This window comes from Sphingopyxis sp. JAI128 (assembly GCF_014207235.1).
GTDB lineage: Bacteria > Pseudomonadota > Alphaproteobacteria > Sphingomonadales > Sphingomonadaceae > Sphingopyxis.
The window spans coordinates 55,839-73,853 of the sequence record NZ_JACHDA010000002.1 but is presented as its reverse complement, the minus strand read 5'-3'; the positions used below and the strand labels follow the sequence as shown (position 1 = coordinate 73,853).

The 18,015-nt window shown below is 61.0% G+C and carries 19 protein-coding genes; 12 read left to right on the top strand and 7 right to left on the bottom strand.

Features of this window, described 5'->3' with window-relative positions; genetic code table 11:
* Positions 1-56: 56 nt before the first annotated feature.
* The gene (locus HDC35_RS04370; protein WP_184644120.1) at positions 57-1,307 is read left to right on the top strand and encodes a sodium:proton antiporter; all 1,251 of its coding nucleotides are present in this window, start codon (positions 57-59) and stop codon (positions 1,305-1,307) included.
* 130 nt (positions 1,308-1,437) lie between these two features.
* Here HDC35_RS04370 and HDC35_RS19925 read toward each other — a convergent pair whose 3' ends face one another.
* Complete coding sequence (locus HDC35_RS19925; RefSeq protein ID WP_409437931.1) at positions 1,438-1,887, bottom strand: hypothetical protein; 450 nt, start codon at positions 1,885-1,887, stop codon at positions 1,438-1,440.
* Positions 1,888-1,891: 4 nt separating this feature from the next.
* Between HDC35_RS19925 and HDC35_RS04360 the strand changes: the two genes are divergently transcribed.
* From HDC35_RS04360 to HDC35_RS04340, 5 genes are all read left to right on the top strand, one after another.
* Positions 1,892-2,275, top strand: a complete 384-nt coding sequence (locus tag HDC35_RS04360) for a hypothetical protein (RefSeq protein ID WP_184644118.1) — start codon at positions 1,892-1,894, stop codon at positions 2,273-2,275.
* Positions 2,275-3,489, top strand: coding sequence for a hypothetical protein (locus HDC35_RS04355; RefSeq protein ID WP_184644116.1), 1,215 nt, complete (start codon positions 2,275-2,277; stop codon positions 3,487-3,489). Before HDC35_RS04360 ends, HDC35_RS04355 begins: the two co-directional genes overlap by 1 nt.
* Positions 3,486-8,162 carry a thermonuclease family protein gene (locus HDC35_RS04350; RefSeq protein ID WP_184644114.1) on the top strand — a complete coding sequence of 1,559 codons (4,677 nt, stop codon included), beginning with the start codon at positions 3,486-3,488 and terminating at the stop codon, positions 8,160-8,162. The genes HDC35_RS04355 and HDC35_RS04350 overlap by 4 nt, the downstream gene beginning before the upstream one ends.
* A 31-nt stretch (positions 8,163-8,193) precedes the next feature.
* The gene (locus tag HDC35_RS04345) at positions 8,194-8,868 is read left to right on the top strand and encodes a hypothetical protein (protein ID WP_184644112.1); all 675 of its coding nucleotides are present in this window, start codon (positions 8,194-8,196) and stop codon (positions 8,866-8,868) included.
* Between the two features lie 297 nt (positions 8,869-9,165).
* Positions 9,166-9,705 carry a hypothetical protein gene (locus HDC35_RS04340; protein WP_184644111.1) on the top strand — a complete coding sequence of 180 codons (540 nt, stop codon included), beginning with the start codon at positions 9,166-9,168 and terminating at the stop codon, positions 9,703-9,705.
* Positions 9,706-10,897: 1,192 nt separating this feature from the next.
* Here HDC35_RS04340 and HDC35_RS04335 read toward each other — a convergent pair.
* Entirely contained in the window at positions 10,898-11,548 is a 651-nt protein-coding gene (locus tag HDC35_RS04335) for an SOS response-associated peptidase (protein ID WP_184644109.1), read from the bottom strand.
* Between the two features lie 382 nt (positions 11,549-11,930).
* Between HDC35_RS04335 and HDC35_RS04330 the strand changes: the two genes are divergently transcribed.
* The 4 genes from HDC35_RS04330 (at position 11,931) to HDC35_RS04315 (ending at position 13,936) form a co-directional block, all read left to right on the top strand.
* On the top strand, positions 11,931-12,443 hold the full coding sequence (locus HDC35_RS04330; RefSeq protein ID WP_184644107.1) for a hypothetical protein: 513 nt from the start codon (positions 11,931-11,933) through the stop codon (positions 12,441-12,443).
* A gap of 314 nt (positions 12,444-12,757) precedes the next feature.
* A complete protein-coding gene (locus HDC35_RS04325) occupies positions 12,758-13,144 on the top strand; it encodes a hypothetical protein (RefSeq protein ID WP_184644105.1) in 387 nt (128 codons plus the stop codon).
* A gap of 176 nt (positions 13,145-13,320) precedes the next feature.
* The gene (locus HDC35_RS04320) at positions 13,321-13,635 is read left to right on the top strand and encodes a hypothetical protein (RefSeq protein ID WP_184644103.1); all 315 of its coding nucleotides are present in this window, start codon (positions 13,321-13,323) and stop codon (positions 13,633-13,635) included.
* Between the two features lies 1 nt (position 13,636).
* Positions 13,637-13,936, top strand: coding sequence for a hypothetical protein (locus tag HDC35_RS04315; RefSeq protein WP_184644101.1), 300 nt, complete (start codon positions 13,637-13,639; stop codon positions 13,934-13,936).
* Between the two features lie 19 nt (positions 13,937-13,955).
* On the opposite strand, the gene HDC35_RS04310 is transcribed toward HDC35_RS04315, so the two are convergent.
* Together HDC35_RS04310 and HDC35_RS04305 are read right to left on the bottom strand one after the other, a co-directional pair.
* Complete coding sequence (locus HDC35_RS04310; protein ID WP_260397522.1) at positions 13,956-14,534, bottom strand: hypothetical protein; 579 nt, start codon at positions 14,532-14,534, stop codon at positions 13,956-13,958.
* A gap of 14 nt (positions 14,535-14,548) precedes the next feature.
* Complete coding sequence (locus HDC35_RS04305; RefSeq protein ID WP_184644099.1) at positions 14,549-14,986, bottom strand: hypothetical protein; 438 nt, start codon at positions 14,984-14,986, stop codon at positions 14,549-14,551.
* Between the two features lie 124 nt (positions 14,987-15,110).
* On the opposite strand from HDC35_RS04305, the gene HDC35_RS19565 reads away from it, so the two are divergent.
* The gene (locus tag HDC35_RS19565) at positions 15,111-15,542 is read left to right on the top strand and encodes a thermonuclease family protein (protein ID WP_260397521.1); all 432 of its coding nucleotides are present in this window, start codon (positions 15,111-15,113) and stop codon (positions 15,540-15,542) included.
* A 115-nt stretch (positions 15,543-15,657) separates the two neighbouring features.
* Here HDC35_RS19565 and HDC35_RS04300 read toward each other — a convergent pair whose 3' ends face one another.
* Positions 15,658-16,776: a ParB/RepB/Spo0J family partition protein gene (locus tag HDC35_RS04300; protein ID WP_184644097.1), complete on the bottom strand. Its 1,119-nt coding sequence runs from the start codon at positions 16,774-16,776 to the stop codon at positions 15,658-15,660.
* Positions 16,777-16,933: 157 nt separating this feature from the next.
* Here HDC35_RS04300 and HDC35_RS04295 point away from each other — a divergent pair, with 157 nt between their 5' ends.
* On the top strand, positions 16,934-17,134 hold the full coding sequence (locus HDC35_RS04295; protein WP_221438126.1) for a DUF6961 family protein: 201 nt from the start codon (positions 16,934-16,936) through the stop codon (positions 17,132-17,134).
* 13 nt (positions 17,135-17,147) lie between these two features.
* On the opposite strand, the gene HDC35_RS04290 is transcribed toward HDC35_RS04295, so the two are convergent.
* Positions 17,148-17,453, bottom strand: coding sequence for a hypothetical protein (locus tag HDC35_RS04290; protein ID WP_184644095.1), 306 nt, complete (start codon positions 17,451-17,453; stop codon positions 17,148-17,150).
* Positions 17,437-17,796, bottom strand: a complete 360-nt coding sequence (locus HDC35_RS19500) for an excalibur calcium-binding domain-containing protein (protein ID WP_221438125.1) — start codon at positions 17,794-17,796, stop codon at positions 17,437-17,439. Before HDC35_RS19500 ends, HDC35_RS04290 begins: the two co-directional genes overlap by 17 nt.
* Positions 17,797-18,015: the final 219 nt, after the last annotated feature.

Below are 18,015 nucleotides of genomic sequence, written 5' to 3'. Positions count from 1 at the left end.
GAACGGTGGCAGACGCCGCAGCGTTTCCTTTGCTCCACGACAACATTGCAGGACGGATGAAAGACCAACCCTTCTTTGATTTCAGCAGCTATCATCTCGGAATGGCGCTTGTCGGCGCGGTTATGATCGCCGCATTCTGGCTCCCGCGCTTCCTGTCCGGACGCGAGCCTGCGGCATCGGCGTTACTTATCCTGTTCGGCATCGCAATCCACTGGATATTCCCCGGTATATCGCAGGCGCTCGATCCACGGCAGGCACCGCTTTTCTGGGAACTCGCCAGCGAACTTGCCGTTATCGTCGCCTTGTTCGGGACCGGCATCCGAATCGACAATGTCACCGACTATCGGCGATGGCGGCCGACGATCCGGCTTCTGGCAATCGCGATGCCGATCACCATAGCGGCTGTCGCTTTCATGGGTTTCGCCTTTGCCGGCATGACACTGGCGGGCGCACTCCTTCTCGGTGCAGTACTGGCCCCGACCGACCCGGTGCTCGCGGGCGAAGTGCAGGTGGGACCGCCCACCGAAGGGGGCGAGCATCCGGTGCGCTTTACTCTCACGACCGAAGCAGGACTCAACGATGGCCTCGCTTTCCCCTTCGTCTATCTGGGTTTGCTGGCGGGGACGACGGGCTTCTCGGCCGCCATGCTGGGCGAATGGCTGTTGCTGGACGTCTTGTATCGCATCGCGGTGGGCTGTGCAGCGGGTGCTGCCGTTGGCTGGGTGTTGGGACGCGTCCTGTTCGTGATCCCGCGCGGCAATGTTCTCGCCGACACGGCGTCCGGGCTTTTGGCTATCGCAGGCGTGCTGCTCTGTTATGGCATGACCGAACTTGCCGAAGGCTACGGCTTCATCGCCTGTTTCGTTGCCGGGGTCGTGCTACGCCGCGTCGAGGCCGAGCATGCGTTTCACGGCCAACTCCATGGCTTCAACGAAGCGATCGAGCTTGCGCTTACGGCGCTGCTCCTCATGCTGATCGGCGCGACCTTTCCCCGCTTGTTCGTCGAACTCGACTGGGCGCATGCCGCGATCGCGCTCGGCCTCCTGTTCGTTGTGCGGCCGTTGGCCGGCTGGGTCAGCTTGCTCCGGACCGGATTACCCCAGGCCGAACGGCTCGTGATCGCCTTCTACGGGGTGCGGGGCATCGGCTCCATTTACTACCTCGGCTATGCTGCAAGCCATCTGGAACTGGTGAACGAGGGGCCGCTTTGGGCGACGATCGCGCTCACGATCCTGCTTTCGACCATGGTTCACGGCTTTACCGCGGGGCCGGTAGTCGACCATATCGTTCGGCACCGGCAGCGATGATCCGCGGCGGGGGGGGGGCCGGATATTACCCGATGCATCTCATTCTGCGCTTCTGGCCGAAAGACGCCAACACGCCGTCCAAAGTCGGCGAGGAGCCATCTTGACGCGATCGAAGGAAATGGTGGACGCGCTAGGTCGTGTTGACAAAAGACTTCAGCCATAGGCGCGTTGCGGCGAGGTTGAGGAAGCTCTCGAACGAGAGCAGGGTTTTGTCATAGCGGGTGGCGATGCGTCGTTGCTGTTTGAGCTTACCGGCAGTGCCGAATGTGAGGTCATGATGGCGCGCCTCGCTGCGAGCCACGGCGATCTTGAGGACGCACTGGACTTGGCAGATGCGTTGATCCGGTCGTCGGACCTCTACGAACTGACCGGCGTTCTTCCGCTCGCGCAGGTCCGCCTCATCGAGGGTGTCGGCCTTTACAAGCGCGTTGCGTCGACCGGCCATGAAGTTGCCGACCAGTGCTTTCAACGAATTGCAGCCGCCATGCCCGCCTCCGTCATGGAGCGGGTCATGGAAGAGGACCGGCAGCTTGCCGCTCAATCTGACGGCAATGCCGCCGTCGATAGCGTGAGGATCCACTGAGATGCTGCCCTACGGTCTACCTGCCGCCACGCCTGACATCGCTACGCTTCTGACCCAGCCAGCCGCAGCTCAGCCTGCGGCATTCACTTGGGGTGCCGGCGGTCAGCGCATGACGCCTGAGGACATCGCCGCCCAGCGCAAGCGAGCCACGGGCATGATGCAGGGGGATTATAGCCCAATTCAATCGCCGTGGCAGGGCCTCGCTCGCGTGGCGGGCAACATCAACGGTGCGCTGGAGATGAGGAACGCGAACCGCGCGGCGGAGGCGAACGCTGCGGACGGCGCGCGCATGGCACAGGCGCTCGCGGCGCAAGCACGGTTCAATTCAGACCCCGCCCCAATTTCAGGCGGGGGGCTTTTCGGTCTCCGAGGAAAGGCGTTCTAATGGCAATCCACCCTGACATTTTGGCCGAGATGGCGCGTCCGCCTGAGCAGCCGTTCATCTGGGGCCAAGGCGGTCGGCGCATGACGCCGGAAGATATTGCCCGCGAGCGCGCGCTCGCCGCCCGTCAGATGCAATCCGATTACTCACCGGTGCAGCATTGGTCGCAGGGGCTTGGCCGCGTTGCTGACAACGTGCTGGGAGCATTGCGGGATCGAAAGGCGCAAAAAGCCGCAGATGCCAACGCCGCAGATGGCAGGCGGATCGCGGAGCTTCTGACGCAACCACCGTCCGAGCCGGGTTACGGCCAGCCGGCCGCTAGTTCAGGTATCGCTCCTGTCGATATCCCGCCTAGTTCCGTCGCTCCTTCGGGTTCGGCGATGCTGCCTGATGTGCCACCCTCGATCGATCAAGCCCCGCCGCCGCCCGAAGCGTGGCGCGAGACGGTGGCTGTCGATCCTGTTGCCGCGGCCCTGATTACCGGGACAGAGCAGGAAAACCAGATCGCCCGCGCTCTAATGGCGCGTCCGCAGAATGGAGCGGTGCCGACGCAGATGTATCGACCGAGCGACGCGATCATTGAGGCGCTGACGAATCCCTACCTTGATCAGAATATCCGCTCGTTTGCCGATCGGCTCTGGCAGCAGGAATTTGAGCAGAGCAAACCGCAGTTCTTCATGTCGGGCGAGGATCGGGTGAGCTACAACCCGGTGAGCGGCGAAAGCCAGGTGCTTTACGACGCGCCCGAGGATTTCCAGCTCTATGCCGATCAGATGGGATTCGAGCCGGGGACCGACGAGTATAACGACGCCATGGCGGATTACGTCCTGCGCACGGCTGGCCCGACCGCTAACGATGGTCGGCAGTTCCTCGAAAACTTGCGGCAGCAAAACCGCCTGTCGATGGAGGGTGAGCGCCAGAAGAACCGCCTCCAGCTTCGTCAGACACCAACCTATTTGCAGGCAAACCCCCGGCCGTCCGGCGGCAGTCGTGGAGGCAGGGGTAAGCCGACGATCGCAGGCGTCATCGCCCCGATCTTGGGCAAGGTCTCGCAGGGTCAACCGCTCACGGCTGGCGAGCAGCAGGCGCTCGACACCTATTATCGTCGCACCGGGAAGCCTCGGAGCGGCGGCACAGCCGGCGGTCAGGTGATCCGCAACCCCAAGACTGGCGAGAAGATGACGCTGCGCAATGGTCAGTGGGTGCCGGTTCAGTGAGCGACAGCCGTCCTCCGATTCCTCCCGGCTGGGAACTGGACGAGCCCGACCCCAAGCGCGACCTGATGGATTTCATCGCGTCGGGCGGCGTCGTGGACGGCGATACGCTGCGCTTGCAGGGCGGCCCGAATGCTCGCCTCTATGGCTATGACGCCTTCGAAAGCGATCAGCTCGGGTATCGCCCCGATGGCGGCACGGTGCCGATTGGACAGCTTTCCACCAATGCGCTCGACCGGTTCATCACCCCGCAGACGGACGTGCGCGGCATTGGCAAACAGACATTCGGGCGTCCGGTCGTCGTCACCGAGAATAGCGGCTTCGATAATGTGCTGCCGCTGCTCTGGCAGGGTCAGGGGCTCGCCGCACCTGACTATCTCGGCGACGATCCGCAGCGCCGTGCTGAATATCTGGAGGCGGAACGGCTCGGCCGCCTGAACAATCAGGGCGCGCACGCCACGCAATATCTGGCGCCGGACGTTCACCGGAAGGCCGACCGCTGGAACCTGAAAATCGGTCCCGACGAACAGGCGGTCTTTACCAGCGATCTGCCGGAACTGCGGCCCGAATTTCAGCGTCTCACCGACGCAGAGGAACGCGATTTTTTCGGCTTCCTTGCCAACAAGTCGGGCGATCCCAATTTCAGCCAGGCTGACCTTGACGCCTATTGGAAAGCCAAAGGACGCGAAGCATCGGAAGTTGCCGACCAGGAGTTTATCGAAGCGATTCGTTCGGGTCAGCGTATCGGCAATATCGACTATTCCAGCTGGGACGCCGCCACCCTCGCAGATTTCAAGAAGCAGAACGCTTTCGCCGGGATGCGGCCCGAAGTGCAGGAAGCTTATGGCGCGCTCCTGTCATCGCCTGACGCCACGCCGGAAAGCCTCGCACAATTCGCGGAAGTGAACGGCATGACGTTCGACCCTCGCGACGTGTCGGCCTTCTTCGAGGCCCGCAGGACGGGCGGTAGCGCCCCGATCCCGCTGCCGCTCATTGATCCCGGCGATGGCCGTTTAGGGGCTGGCTTGCGCGGCTTTGGCGATCCCTTGGGCTTTCTCGATGAAATGGGCGCCGTGCCGGATGCGCTCGGCATGACACCTTACCGCGAAAGCATCTTCAACAGCGATCGGTCGTTCGGCGACATTTACGAAAACAACCTGCGCCAGAATCGCGCCATCATCGATTACGACGAAACCAATCATCCTTATGTGCGGGCTGGCGGTCAGCTTGCCAGCGGCTTTGCCCTGCCGTTCGGCGGAGGTGTGCGCGGTGCTGCGGGGTTGGCGAGGGCTGGCGCCGCTGAGGGCGCAATCTACGGCTTCGGTTCGGGCGATGGGACGCTAGGCCAGCGACTTGCAAATGTCCCCCTGAATGCCTTGGGCGGCGCGGTCGTGGGCGGGACGCTCGGCAAGGGGATAGATGTCGCGTCGCCGGTGGTGCGAGACCTCCTGTCGCGGCGGACGGGGAAACCATCGGCCAGTCAGATTATCGCCGAATCCCTGTCGAACGCTCCCGCCCCAACCGCAGCCGCCGAGCCGGTGACGCTCCCCAAGCTGGGTGAGCCTGCACCGGTGCCGGTTGATGATTCGCTGCCTCCGATCCCCGACGGCTTCGTCCTTGATCGCCCCTCAGTCGCCAATATGGACGCAGAGGACGCTATGCCGTCGCTATCGTCCCCGCGCATCCCCGATACCATCGACGTGAATGCCTCGCGGGCCACGCGCATGATGGATGGCCCGACAGAGGCGATGATTAACGCCGCGACGGCGAGGGTTGTCCCCGGCGACGTGCTGCCGCGTCCCGCGAATGAAATCCAGTCTCTCGACGAATTTGCGGCGGCGAATGACGGGCTTTACCCTGAGGTCCGCGCACCGAACGAACGGGCTGTTCTGGAAGCCCGTCAATTCCCCTCGCGCGCCAATCCCGACAACATGCTCAATCGTCGCGGCCCGCTCGATCTGGTGGCCTATGTGCGCTCTGAGGGCGGCGTTGCCGACTTCCGGGGTGAGCTGAAAGCCGCTGGCCTGTCGAACGCGCCGCGCCGGGGCGATGACTTTGCCGGAGGCGAGAATCGCCTAGGCCCACTGCTCAATGACGAAAGCGGCGCCACGCTGGACGAAATGGCGCAGCGGGCATGGGAAGCGGGCTATTTCCCGGATTACGCCACGCGCCCGTCGGTTGATGAATTTGTGACCGCGCTCGGCGATACCTACCGGGGGGTCAATCGCACGTTCCGGCCCGATGACTTTGCCGAGATTGACGCGTTCAACGCGGCCCGCGACCAGCGGCTTGCCGTCGAGCGCGCACGGCAGGAAGGCGCACCTCTGGCAGAGGATATGGGGCAGCCGGCCACCCTAGACGACATAATCGCAAACACTCCCCCGGCAACGGCCTATGACGACTGGAATAACGCTGTCGTGTCGAAGGTGGGCAACGTCCGCATCGACAAACTCGACACCCCCCAGGACATCGGGCAGGCGCTCAAGATCGCGGAGAATATCGCGGGCGGATTCGATGCCGCCAGGCGTGGGCAGATTTCACAGGCCGAGACGCGCGCACTGGCCCAAGATTTGGGAATGAGCGCCGATGATTTGCTAACCCGGCGCAAGGGGCAGGCGTTCAACGCCGAAGAAGCCTATGCAGCGCGTGCCATCCTTGGGAAGTCCGCAAGCGAGCTGGTCAACATGGCTCGCCGCATCCAGCGGGCGGGTGATGAACCGGGCGACGAACTGCTGGCGGCATTTCGCAAAGCCCTCGTTCGCCATACGGCTATTCAGGAACAGGTGGCGGGCGCTACCGCAGAAGCAGGCCGCGCGCTGTCGGCTTTCCGCATGGCGGCTGATAGCCGTGATGTTCCCGGCCGTGTGCTTTCGGAATTGGTCAACTCTGGTGGCGGCAAGTCCCGCCTGAAAGACGCAGCGAACGCCATCATCGATCTGGAAGCCGACCCGGCGAACCTAAACCGCTTTATCGAGAAAGCGAGCAAGCCCCGGTTCCGCGACAAGCTGGTCGAACTGTGGATCAACTCGCTCCTCTCAGGTCCGCAGACGCATGTCGTCAACATGCTCAGCAACACGCTGACCAGCGTTGCACAGATTCCCGAACATGCGGTGGCTGCCGGGATGGGTGCCGCCCGACGCGTCGCCAGCCGCGATGCCGTTGATAGCGTCACTTTCTCGGAAGTCGGCTCGCGCGCTGTCGGCATGTTGCAGGGTGCCAAGGAAGGCGCGCGCGAATTTGCCCGCGCGCTGCGGACGGGCGAGGCGTCCGATTTCGTGTCCAAGGTCGAGGATCAGGGGCAAAAGGCAATTAGTGGCCTCAAGGGCGAGATTATCCGCACGCCCACGCGCTTGCTGACCGCAGAAGACGAGCTGTTCAAAGGCATGGCGCGGCGCATGGAGTTGACCGGGCTTGCGATGAGGAAGGCGCACGCAGAAGGATTGAAGGGCGATGCGCTGCGCGCTCGTTCGGCTGAGCTTTTCGCGAACCCGACTGATGACATGATCGAATCCGCGTTGGATTATGGGCGCTACGTGACGTTCCAGCGCCCGCTGGGGGAAATTGCCGGTCCTGTCTCCCGCGCCACACAAGCCGCCCCCGTCCTCAAGCTTATTCTGCCGTTCGTCCGCACGCCGACAAACCTGTTCAAGTTTGCTGCCGAGCGCTCCCCTGCCGCCCCGCTGCTCAAGGAATGGCGGAAGGATTTTGCAGCGGGCGGGCCAAAGCGCGACTTGGCGATTGCGCGGGTTATGGTCGGCTCCGGGTTCGGTGCGGCCTTTGCGGAGATGGCCGTGAATGGGCTTATCACCGGCTCGCCACCGTCCGATCAAAACCGTCTGCGCCAGCTTCGGGCGTCGGGCTGGCAGGAATATAGCGTGAAGCTTGGCGACACCTATTACAGCTACAAGCGGCTCGATCCCTTCGCGCTTACCATTGGCGCCGCGGCTGATATGGCGACGCTGGGCGACGGGATGACGGAAACCGAGCGCGAGGAAGGCGCGGGCCTCATTGTCGCCAGCATCCTTGGCAACCTGTCGAACAAGACGTGGCTGTCGGGCGTGTCGGACATGATGGAAGCCCTCAACGATCCAGAGCGCAGCGGCGGCACGTTCGTGAAGCGGCTTGCTGGTTCGCTTGCTGTCCCGACCGGGGTTTCGCAGGTCGCGCGGTGGATGGACCCGACGATGCGCGAGGCTCCCGACACCATGAGCTATATCCAGTCGCGCATTCCCGGCATGTCCGATGATCTTCTTCCGCGTCGCGACATGTGGGGTCAGCCGATCGTTAGCCAGGGCGGCGTCGGGCCGGATTTTCTCTCGCCCATCTGGGCGTCGAAAGAAACCAACGATCCCATCGTGGCAGCGCTGCTTGCCGATAATCTGAAGGTTGGAAAGCTGGGCCGGAAGGTCGGCGGACAGAAGCTCTCCGATGCGGAATATAACCGCTATCAGGCGCTCGCCGGTCCTGTCTTGCGGGATGAGATCGCTATGCTTCTGGCCGAACCGTCGTGGTCGCAGCTGGATCAGGAAGGCAAGCAAGACGAATTGGACAAGACGGCCAAGGCGTCGCGGGCCATCGCGCGAGAACTGCTTCGCGGCGGTGAGGTCAAGAATCCTCCAATTCCGTCAGGATTTGAAATGGCACCGATCCCGGAGGGCTTTGAGTTAGTTCAATGATATGAGATGAAGCCGCAAAGGGGGCGGCAGCTTGGGCCTAGAGAATAAGGCGTTTCTTGCAGCGGTGCAGAAGTTTCAGGATTTCCTTCGGATGCAGAAGGGAGCCTACACCGATGCGTGCGCGGCGTATCAATCGAACCACCGGGAGATCAGCATTCAAGTCTCGAAGGTTTTGAAGACCGCGCGACGCAAGCTCGACAGCAAGGGCGTGCCATCGATCGTTCACACCTCGGTTAAGGATCCGACAGCGCCGGATGTCGTGGTGCAGACCACCCGGCTGTCAAAGGAATTTCTCGAAGCCAACTCCCGCAACGGCAGCAATGAACAGCAGATATGCCAAGCGATCATCATATTCGTTTTCACCTATTGGGACTACGTGACGCGTCATGAGCTGGCCTTGTCGCTCGGTGTAGAAAAGAACGAAATCTTTCTACCCATTGCTGGTGATTTGCGACTTCTGCGCCATGCGATAATCCATGACGGCGGGGTCCTGAGTGGCGCGTCCCACAAACGTCTCGAAGTGCTGGGTGAATATTTCAGGCCCGGCCAAGTTGTGATTTTTCCTCACGATCGGATGCACCACATTTTCCGTCTTCTGGACCGCGGCGTCGCCAAACTGACCATGGAAACACTGGACATTCCAGCACCACCGGGAGGGATCGACTCTGTAAATCAGATCGCGATTGGCCAGCCGCAAAAACGTTAGTCGGGGGGAGTTATGCAGAAACGACGGATTGCAATTCTTACAGCCTTTGCGTCTTTCGCACTCGCTGCAAAGGCGCCAACCGCCCCGGAACCGGCGAGAACCATAGCCGAAAGGATCGGTTCTCCTTCTCCGATTGCCCCAGCCGTCAGCACACCGGACCGTGGCTGCGCCGCGGGCAGAGAAGTTAGATCTTCGGATCTTTGCGCTCAATGGAAGGCGGCAGATGCTGCAGCGGAAGGAGTGAGATGGTCAGCGTTTGCGGCTGGAATTAGCGGCCTGAGTTTCGCCGGCGTCTTGGTGGCGCTGTTTCTCGCGTATCGAGCCAACGGGATCGCTCGCCAAAGTATGGAAGCGCAAAGTCGCGCTTGGGTGGCGATAGACAACATTGAGCCGATCGGATTTCGGATGCAAAACGGTTCACCCCGGTTTGTTTTCAAAGTCGCATTTGTGAACATGGGCTCCACGCCCGCAGTGCGGTTTCGATATTTCGCGGGCTTGGCATTTGGCGATGATCCCAAAGCCCACATCGACGAAACCGTTGCCCAGTTTCTGTCGGGAAGGATCGATTGGGTGGAGTGCGATCTTTTCCCGGATAGACCCTTCACCCCTCGCGTGTCGTGCGACCATGACGGTGAACCGCAGAAAGTCACAGCGACGCATCTGTATATCGCAGCGGCTTACCGAACCGTGTTTAGCCGCGTCGAGAGGTTCACGGTGGTAATGTTTCGCATTCACGATTCCAGACGCGGGGATCATCTGATCGATTATTCACATCCGCCGTTTGGAGATCATATCTCGGTTGGAGCCCCTGAGCAGTTCGCAGGTTTGGTGAGCTGATACCGTTGGAGCGATCTGGCTGCTCACATTTACGACTGGCGGGCGGGTAGTCTCAAGCTTCCGCCCTAAGGCCGTGACGTCCCAATTCGCCCGGCCGACCAGTGGGAAAAGTGTCGATCACGGGGGGCAGAGAAGCAAGCGGAACTGCTCTCGATTTGAGAGTTTCACCCATCCTTTACCGCCAATGGTTATTGAGTCGGCGACCCCGCCGTCCCATCGACCCAGACGGCGGGGCCACCCAACTGCTCGTTGACCCCAGACGGGATCTGCATATTCTCCCATGCGCCACCGGCGTCTCTTGAGACCCCGAGACGCTGGGAGCTAAATGCCGGAAGGGCTTCGGTTGCAAAGTCGGAGCCCTTTCTTGTGAACCGTCGCGATGACCAACGACGGGCTAGCCAGTGCGCTCAGATTCGCCTCTAGATCCTATTCCTGCTACACCCGTCTTTCTCGGGGGAGGGCATCATGAAACATTTGCTCGCAGCGATCGCGCTGTTGGTAGTGCCGATAGCAGCCGATGCGCCGCTATGCGGATCGGCTCAGGCATTCGCGTGCTGCAAGACATGCAGCAAGGGGAAGGCCTGCGGGAATAGCTGCATTGCGAAGGATAAGAACTGCCATCAGCCGCCGGGGTGCGCTTGCGATGGGTAGGCACTGCCTGCTCCCCTTGCGGTTCAAACGATTGGTCCAAATTATGACAGCTATTGCCCGACGTATCATTGAGCTTATCGACGCGACGCCAGCCCCTTGGTGCGATGACTGCTTGCAGGAATCGTTGGGCCTCGCCCGCCGCCAACAGGTGCAAGCAGTGACCGGCACTTTGGAAGAAACACCATTGTATCAACGATACCGCGGCGCCTGCGCGCGCTGCACCGATGCGCCAAAACTGGTCATCTCCAGGAAGGTTTGACCCTTAACCTCGCCGTCCGGCCCCAAATTTAGTTTAGGCCGCGATCGGAGTGGGTTGCAGTTCGACCACAGCTTGCTACTCGCGCGCCGTCCTCTTGCGACCCGAGGATAGCCCCGTCGCTCCTCCTCGGTGCGGCGGGGTTTTTGGTGCACCGCCGTTCGCAATCACTTCAGCGCGGCCACCAACTCAGCAAATAATAGCCGATCCCGCTAACCACGACGGCCCAGAGGAAGAATTTGGGTTCGGGCGAATTGTCGCGCGGATCAGGCCAAAGTCGCGGCATCAAATGAGCGTCGGCCCTTCAACGGGTTTCGCCGCCCGCTTAAACCACGGATCGTCTGTCCGATCGACAACGAGTCTGCTCGCGGGGTATTTGCGCACCAGCGCTATGGCATCTTCTGCCGGACAGTTCAGCCAAGCATCGTGCTCGTCAGGATGCAGGATCACCGGCATCCGGTCGTGAATGTCGAATAGCTCCTCGGTCGCATTCACCATGACGCCTGTATAGCAGTCGCCCCATTCGTCGGTCGGCCGCCACAGTCCCGCCCATGCCGCGGTCGGTTGATCGTCGACGCTGATCCACGTTCGCGTCATCTTGCCCTTCGGCCCCTCGGCCTCGGCAAACGCCGTGAACGGGATGAGGCAGCGGTGTGCCGGTGTCGTGAACCAGTGCTTCCAGAACGGTGTCAGCAACTTGTCATCGCGCGCGTTGTTGACCGGCTTCGGCTTGCTGGTCGGCTTCATGCCCTTGAGGCGGACGGGGAAGCCCCATGTCATGGATTGCAGGACGCGTGCGCCTTCGTGCTCGCGAACGATCATGCCAGGATAGCCCGGGTAGACTTCCTCAGGCGCGTTGGAGCCGTAGGTGGCGGGCGTTCCGAATAGGTTCGCCATCTCCTGCACCGCCGTTTTGTTGGTGTAGAGGTTGCACATCGGGAGATGATGACGGTCCGCCACTCAGAGTCAATGGTTCCAAAATGGCGTGATCCGTTATCATGTAGAGGCTTGGCACCTCTGGCTATCTCTGTATTGACGAATCAAATGGGGGCGACCGAATCACTAGAAAAGGCCGAAAAGGCTGGGAACTTTCTTATCGGCCTATTGCAGGCCGCGAAGGCGTACCCATTTGTATTTCTGTTCGTTATGGCAACCATTGCCTTAGTCCTTTGTTGCTTGCCAAACGGACCGTTGAAGGCATACATTGACGGTCGCACAGAGAAGCGCAAGCTCGATGCCAGAATGAATGAAGGTAAGAGAAAATTAGCTGCTGGGCGTCAAAATCGCCCTCGTGGAAAATGATGACGGGGTTGGTGCAATGATCATACTCATTGGCGTAGCCCTTTTGGCCGCGCCCTTCATCTTCGCCGCCTATTTGCGGTTCAACACGAAGCTGCTCAGAAGGGCCCATTCGGTGTGGCCTCTCGTTGAGCAAAGCGCTCACGTTCTCCTGGAAGATCGCAACCTACCACCGCGAGCGGGAGACATGGTCGAGTTTATCCTAAAGGCCATCGGGTCGGGGTGGCTGACTGTGGCTTTCTTTTTTGCCCTGCTGTTCCGGAGCAAGTCGCGTAAGCGCGGTAGCGGATCGATCTTTTCCGAGCTGAACAAGGAGCAGGAAGATCGCTTTGTTCGCTTCTTCGTCGCGGCGCTATTTTTCGACTCATTGCGCGCGCCGATCGTCGGGGTTTTGGTGCGGCGGTTCCTATATTGGCTGCCGGCCACTGCTGTGGACAAATCGACACCGGTTAGCCGGCATGAAGTTGAGCCCGTCGTCAATCTCGCTGATCGACATATGGCGCACGCTCGCCCGGCTACCTGCGCCGCCTGAGCTGACGCTTCCATTCGATAATGTCTGGCATCGGCAATTGTCGCGTGTGATCCTCGGAAGTTAGTTCCAGCATCGCGAGCGAGCGCTTTCGCTTCGCATAGTAGCATTGCAGGCAGCGCATCCGCTTGCGCACCGCGGGTAGCTTGTCGCTCCATCCCTTCCGCTCGAACAGGAACCAGAGCGCGTGCGGATCGAAGATACCGACGTTTCCGCATTGGCACGACGCCTTGATGGTCCGATGCCGGACGGCGGCATCGAACAGGTCGCCGATGGGGTTCGCTAGCTCTCGACTCATGACTCGACAAATGAGAACATTGGTGGAACATTTGTGCAATCGAGAATCGAGTCGGAGAATGAAAATGGACGTGCAAGCGATCAGCTTTCGCGGCTTCAAACTTGTTGCGAAAGGTGTCAGCCAAGCGGCGGTCGACAAGGCCCGCGAGGAGGTCGAGGGCGTGCTTGAAAAGCACGGCGTCACCGCGGCCGATCTGGACAATCTCACACATCGCTATCGCATTTTGGGCGAGTCCGGCATCGACGTGCAGCAGCTCCGGGCGGAAGATTATAAGCGCTTCAATATCGACCCGACCCACGTCCGCGCGAACAAGCGGGTTTTCGACGTGCTCAATGCTGCCCGGAAATTGGGCGCGATCCAGCCGGGCAGCATCATCTCGTTCCAGCCCAACCAGGTGCACGCGTGACGCCGGGACACAATGGAAAGCCCGATGCCGACCGTATAGCGGACTTCATCGAGGACCGCGCTCGCCGGTACCGGGATAGAGCTGCGAAGACCGGTAACCCGGAATTGCTGACCCGCGCCACGACGGCCGATACAATGGCCTCGGACGTTCGCGCGCGGCTATACGAGGATTGAACGATGAGCGGCCTCACGATCTACGGTCAGGACAAATTGACGCCAGAGGCGCGCGATGCTGCGATCTCGGAGGCCAATGCCGTGTTTTCCCGCGAAGGCATCTCGGCTCGGGAAGCGGTGCAGGCTGCCGCTGTCGATTTGCTACTCGCGGAAGGGCTGGGGCCCGACGAGCGCACCGACGAGCATTTCAGGGAGCACGGCGCCACCTTGCACGCACTCAATGCCCACGACGCCGCCAAGGATGCGGCTGCGGCAGAAATCTCTCGCCTCGATCCTGCCAACGTCGGCTTTGCCATCCTGTTCTCCGCGAGCACCTGATATGGTCTACCGAAAGGGCGAGCGCCCGGTCGAAAAGCAGGTGGTCGACTACTCCCCCGAGCATCCGGTCGCGAGAACTATAGCGGATGGCGATCATTGGATGGACGCATGGCTCGGGCAAATGTGCACGCCATGGGAGACGATCACGCGCAAGGCAGGCATCACGCGCGCGCGGATTGAGGAACTGAACGATGACGCAGAACCTACGGGCGACGAAATCGAAAAGCTCGCCGCGTTGTGGTGGGTCACGCCAGAAGGTCTGAGGCGGTCGATCGAAGACGCGAACGCCGCCAGCTTGTGAACTGGCGGCGTTCGACGCGTTATTGTGGCGGCGTGGGCTCAGCCGGAACCGCGGCAGTGGTCGCAGCAGGCGTGGCGGTTGGCACTGGCTCAGGCTGAGTTGGCGCAGCCGGTTGCATCATGCTCGCCCGGATAAAAAGGGCCTGGTCGATCTTATTGAACGCGTCCTGATAGACTTCCGCTTCCAAGATCGGTTCTTCGTCCTGAGGCTGCGAGCCGTAGAGCGACGATTTCACCTTAGCCATGACGAAGTTCAGGCGAACGCGGGTCATCGGTCCCATTTGCTCGATATAGGTCGAAACAATCGGTGTCTTCTTCGACTTACCGAACCCCGACCATAGGCTGTAAACCATCTTGCCCTTTGACGAACCGATGCCGGTGATCAAGCCAGTCGCAAGGTCCGCGTTCTCGATGCGATACCCGGCATCCTGGAGCACCGACATGACCGATGCGAAGACGGGTTCCTTTGCGGCTTCAAATTCTTTCGTCTGCATCGCTTGAAGTTGGAGAGGCGAAAGCTCGATCTTGTCTTTCGCCATCGCGGGAGCCGAGCCAAACGCGAGCATCGCGCCGGCAGCGAGAATTGCAATTTTCTTCATGTTCGTGGTCCTGATCAAAATGAGCTGGAACGGCTCTTGAAGTCTGACACGACACCCCGGCCATCAAACTTGATGACCAGCGTCATGGTTCGGCTTGAGGTCGTCGACTTGGATTTGCGCTTGCCGAATCCGAGACCGCCGCCAACGCCAACGTCGCTCCCGCCCCCGGCCAAAATGCCGATCGAGAACCCACCCGAGCTATCGGTGGTGACGGTGGCATGCCGGTCATAGACCCACATTTGATTGCCGCTTGCATCCATCGTCGTGATATTTGGCGCGCCGAAGGTCTCGATAATCTCGGCCTGCGTCGTGGTTCCTACGCGAAGCGTCATCTGAACCATGCCCTGCGTAAGCATATTCGGATCGGTCGGCTCATCGGGCTTCTTACGCGCCACCGCCGGTGCGCTCACTACAACGGCGATAGCCGCAGCCACCGCTACTAACTTTTTCATGATCTGCTCCCCCTAGAGTGAGTCGCCTATACTTGCTCCTGCCGCTAGACGCCAATATCCAATCGAGCACCTTCGCTCCGATCTTAATCAACCTTCCGCATGCTGGCTGAGGCGTCTCCCAATTATGATTATCGCTACCTTATTCGCCGCTTCCATCGTGCCTGCCGGTCAATCGTTCAATTGCACGCCGACCGCCGTTTGGGATGGCGACGGGCCCGTATGGTGCGCCGAGGGGCCACATATCCGGCTGTCCGGAATCGCAGCGCGTGAAATGGATGGATCGTGCAGCCCCGGCCATCCGTGCCCAGCCGCCGATCCGCGCGCGGCACGGGATCATCTCGCCAGCTTGGTAGGCAAGGCGACGGGAACGCGCTCGACGGGCCATATCACCGTAAGGGGCCCAACGATGCGCTGCCGATCTGCCGGTGGCGCTGGCGGTAACCGAACGGCTGCGTTCTGCGTCTCGCCGCAATCAGGTGATATATCGTGCGCGATGGTCCGTGATGGCTACGCTGCACGATGGGATCGATATTGGCGGGGGCATCGCTGCGAGTAGACGCCAGGCCGGTGTCCATGATGATGAAGAGCGCTACGATGAAAGCCAAAAACTGAGGGCACTACCTCCCGTCGATGAATGAAGCAGGCGACGTCGAAACGCCGCCTGCCTATGACTATGCTGCTTCGACGATCGGCTCACACAGCATTGCGGCTTCGATAGCAATTCGCAGCGCCACGGCTCGCTCTTCGCTTCCTTGCAAATCACGGATGATATTTCGGAAGCCACCCGAATCCACCCGGCGCAGCGCCGGCGCCAGCGCGTCGGGATCAAATCCCTTTGGAGGTTCGGCAAATAGAAGAATGAGTGCGTTGAAAACTGACGACCCTTGGGCGACCATGGTACCTGAGAATGCCTCGGCCATTGACGTCAGGGCCGCGGATACCACCTGATCACCGTGCCGCCGAAGGGCTGTCGCAATCGATGAAGTGAACGTGATTTCGCCGGGCTTTCGAGCAACGACCGACATGCTTCGCGAGACTGAAAGGCCAGCTTCGGTGACGAGACGGTTTATCTCCAGCGCGTCCTCGTCGCCCGCAGCCAGCGCCGCATAGAAATCATCAAGGCGGTTCATTGCTTTCCGCGCGCGATTGGCTGCAATGAACATACGCGCCTCGTCCGCAGGCGTGCGATAGGAGAACGAACAGCATGGCAGGTGAACCAGGTCGCCCCGGCGCACCGCTGCCGCCCAGCGATGCTGGCCGTCGATGATGACACGGCTTCCGTCCGGCCGAGCTGAGACGATCAGCGAGGAAAAGAGTCGCCAGTCGAAGGAGGCGGCAATGCTGGCAATAAGACGTCTTGATGCCTCGTTATCGATGGATCGCTGATATGTCGGGTCAACACTGAGATGCTCGGGCGCCACCCATTCAATAATCGGGGGCGCACCGACAATCGCCCGGAAGCCCTTCTTCGCTGCCGATTTGCTCTTTGTCCCGAACTGCGCCGATTTTCCCGGGCCGATCGCTGTCACGTTGTCCAGTTCCTCCGCTCGTAGGCAGGCGACCAAATCAGGCACCTCCTCGGCATTTCTGCACCAGAGGTCACCTTGATGCTGGATCACGACATTGCCGAGATGGACGCGCGCCGTTCCGACCGGCGTCTTGATAAGGAAGGTGCCGTTGGGCGACATCTCGCCGCGGACATCGCTTTTCACCCAATCGGGAAGCGATGAGCCGTCGTGGGTCCAGTGGTGGACACCTTGCGGTAAATCGATGCGAGTGTGCATATTCATGACCGTCTCCTTGATTCTCGCCCACGGCATGCGGGCGGGCGCGCAAGGTGCGCTAAGGAAACGGAAAGCGCCGAATCGGGCGATCTTGATTTTGGGCCGCTCCGCCTATGGCTGCCGGAGAGGTCCACAATTTCGGGTGACGGAGGAGCGGCGAAGCATGTCGATTACGCCCGAGCGAGAACTTTGGGCATGTGCGTTGCTCGTCGAGCGCGAGCAGGGTGACAACGCCGCAGTCTACATTGCGGAGCGTATCGGCGATCTCGCCTTGGAAGGCGATGCTGCCGGCGTTGCGCGATGGAAAGCGATTGCCGAGAAGCTGTCGTTGCTCTGGTCTGGTGAGCGACCAATGCCGATGTAAGCGCTGCCGAGCCTCATCGCCAATTGATGTCGGGCTCCGAGCAGATGTCGCGCCCGTGCTTGGTCTTGATCTCGTCACAGATGAAGTTGGCGCCCGCTTCGAAATCCCGTTCCAGATAGGCTGGTGAGCCTGGACGAAAGGTCTCGGGATACATCGAAGTCATAGCCTCGTTGCTGACGACCGCGCCTTGATCTTCCGCACGCTGAGCTTCATCGACGATGGCGGAGTCGCAGGCGGTGGCCAGCATCAGCAAGGGTGCGCACAGCCACAGGCTTGTCCGCATCCCGCGTAGATCGCGATCATCAGCGATACGGTTCACAGGCAATCCCGTCATTGTCGCCGTCCATGCCCTCGCGGTAGCCCGGCTCACCGCGATAGATAGGAGCTGTGCCGGCGGCTCGGGCTTCGTCGCAGCGCCGCCAAAAGTCGCCCTCCTGCGGCGCCCGCGCGCGCATCATCCCGGCATCAACGGCGACCTCCTTCGCGTTCGCGATGAACGCCTGTCGCTGATCTGGGTCCGTCATCGCCCAGCCGCCGCCTGCCACGGCGCCGATCAGTCCGGCGGTCGCGAGATAGCTGCCGACAGACGAGGATCGCCGCCGCGGATAACGTGCTGCCGCAGCGTAGCGTCGTGGCTCATGGTAGCGTCTGCGCTCTCTCATGACGCACTCTATACCGATGGTAGGTAAATGATGGGTGAGGGAAGCGGCTGGGACGATCTGGCGGTGTCATCGGGGCAGCGCCCGCGACTGACATAAAAGGGGGCTGCCGTCTTCGGTCGCAACCCGCTTCCCCTGCGGATTGCATAGCACGGCAGCGTTAATCGGAAAAGGCGCTCAGTTTAGAAGTTTTGATTAATCCGGTCGATCAATCCCATCGGC

Excerpts from the sequence above, each read along its gene's own strand:
- HDC35_RS04330 (WP_184644107.1), top strand. The coding sequence starts at position 11,931 with ATGATCATACTCATTGGCGTAGCCCTTTTGGCCGCGCCCTTCATCTTC.
- HDC35_RS04360 (WP_184644118.1), top strand. The coding sequence starts at position 1,892 with ATGCTGCCCTACGGTCTACCTGCCGCCACGCCTGACATCGCTACGCTT.
- HDC35_RS04320 (WP_184644103.1), top strand. The coding sequence starts at position 13,321 with ATGAGCGGCCTCACGATCTACGGTCAGGACAAATTGACGCCAGAGGCG.
- HDC35_RS04335 (WP_184644109.1), bottom strand. The coding sequence starts at position 11,548 with ATGTGCAACCTCTACACCAACAAAACGGCGGTGCAGGAGATGGCGAAC.
- HDC35_RS04370 (WP_184644120.1), top strand. The coding sequence starts at position 57 with ATGAAAGACCAACCCTTCTTTGATTTCAGCAGCTATCATCTCGGAATG.
- HDC35_RS19565 (WP_260397521.1), top strand. The coding sequence starts at position 15,111 with ATGATTATCGCTACCTTATTCGCCGCTTCCATCGTGCCTGCCGGTCAA.
- HDC35_RS04295 (WP_221438126.1), top strand. The coding sequence starts at position 16,934 with ATGTCGATTACGCCCGAGCGAGAACTTTGGGCATGTGCGTTGCTCGTC.
- HDC35_RS19500 (WP_221438125.1), bottom strand. The coding sequence starts at position 17,796 with ATGAGAGAGCGCAGACGCTACCATGAGCCACGACGCTACGCTGCGGCA.
- HDC35_RS04355 (WP_184644116.1), top strand. The coding sequence starts at position 2,275 with ATGGCAATCCACCCTGACATTTTGGCCGAGATGGCGCGTCCGCCTGAG.
- HDC35_RS04310 (WP_260397522.1), bottom strand. The coding sequence starts at position 14,534 with ATGAAGAAAATTGCAATTCTCGCTGCCGGCGCGATGCTCGCGTTTGGC.
- HDC35_RS04315 (WP_184644101.1), top strand. The coding sequence starts at position 13,637 with ATGGTCTACCGAAAGGGCGAGCGCCCGGTCGAAAAGCAGGTGGTCGAC.
- HDC35_RS04305 (WP_184644099.1), bottom strand. The coding sequence starts at position 14,986 with ATGAAAAAGTTAGTAGCGGTGGCTGCGGCTATCGCCGTTGTAGTGAGC.
- HDC35_RS04300 (WP_184644097.1), bottom strand. The coding sequence starts at position 16,776 with ATGAATATGCACACTCGCATCGATTTACCGCAAGGTGTCCACCACTGG.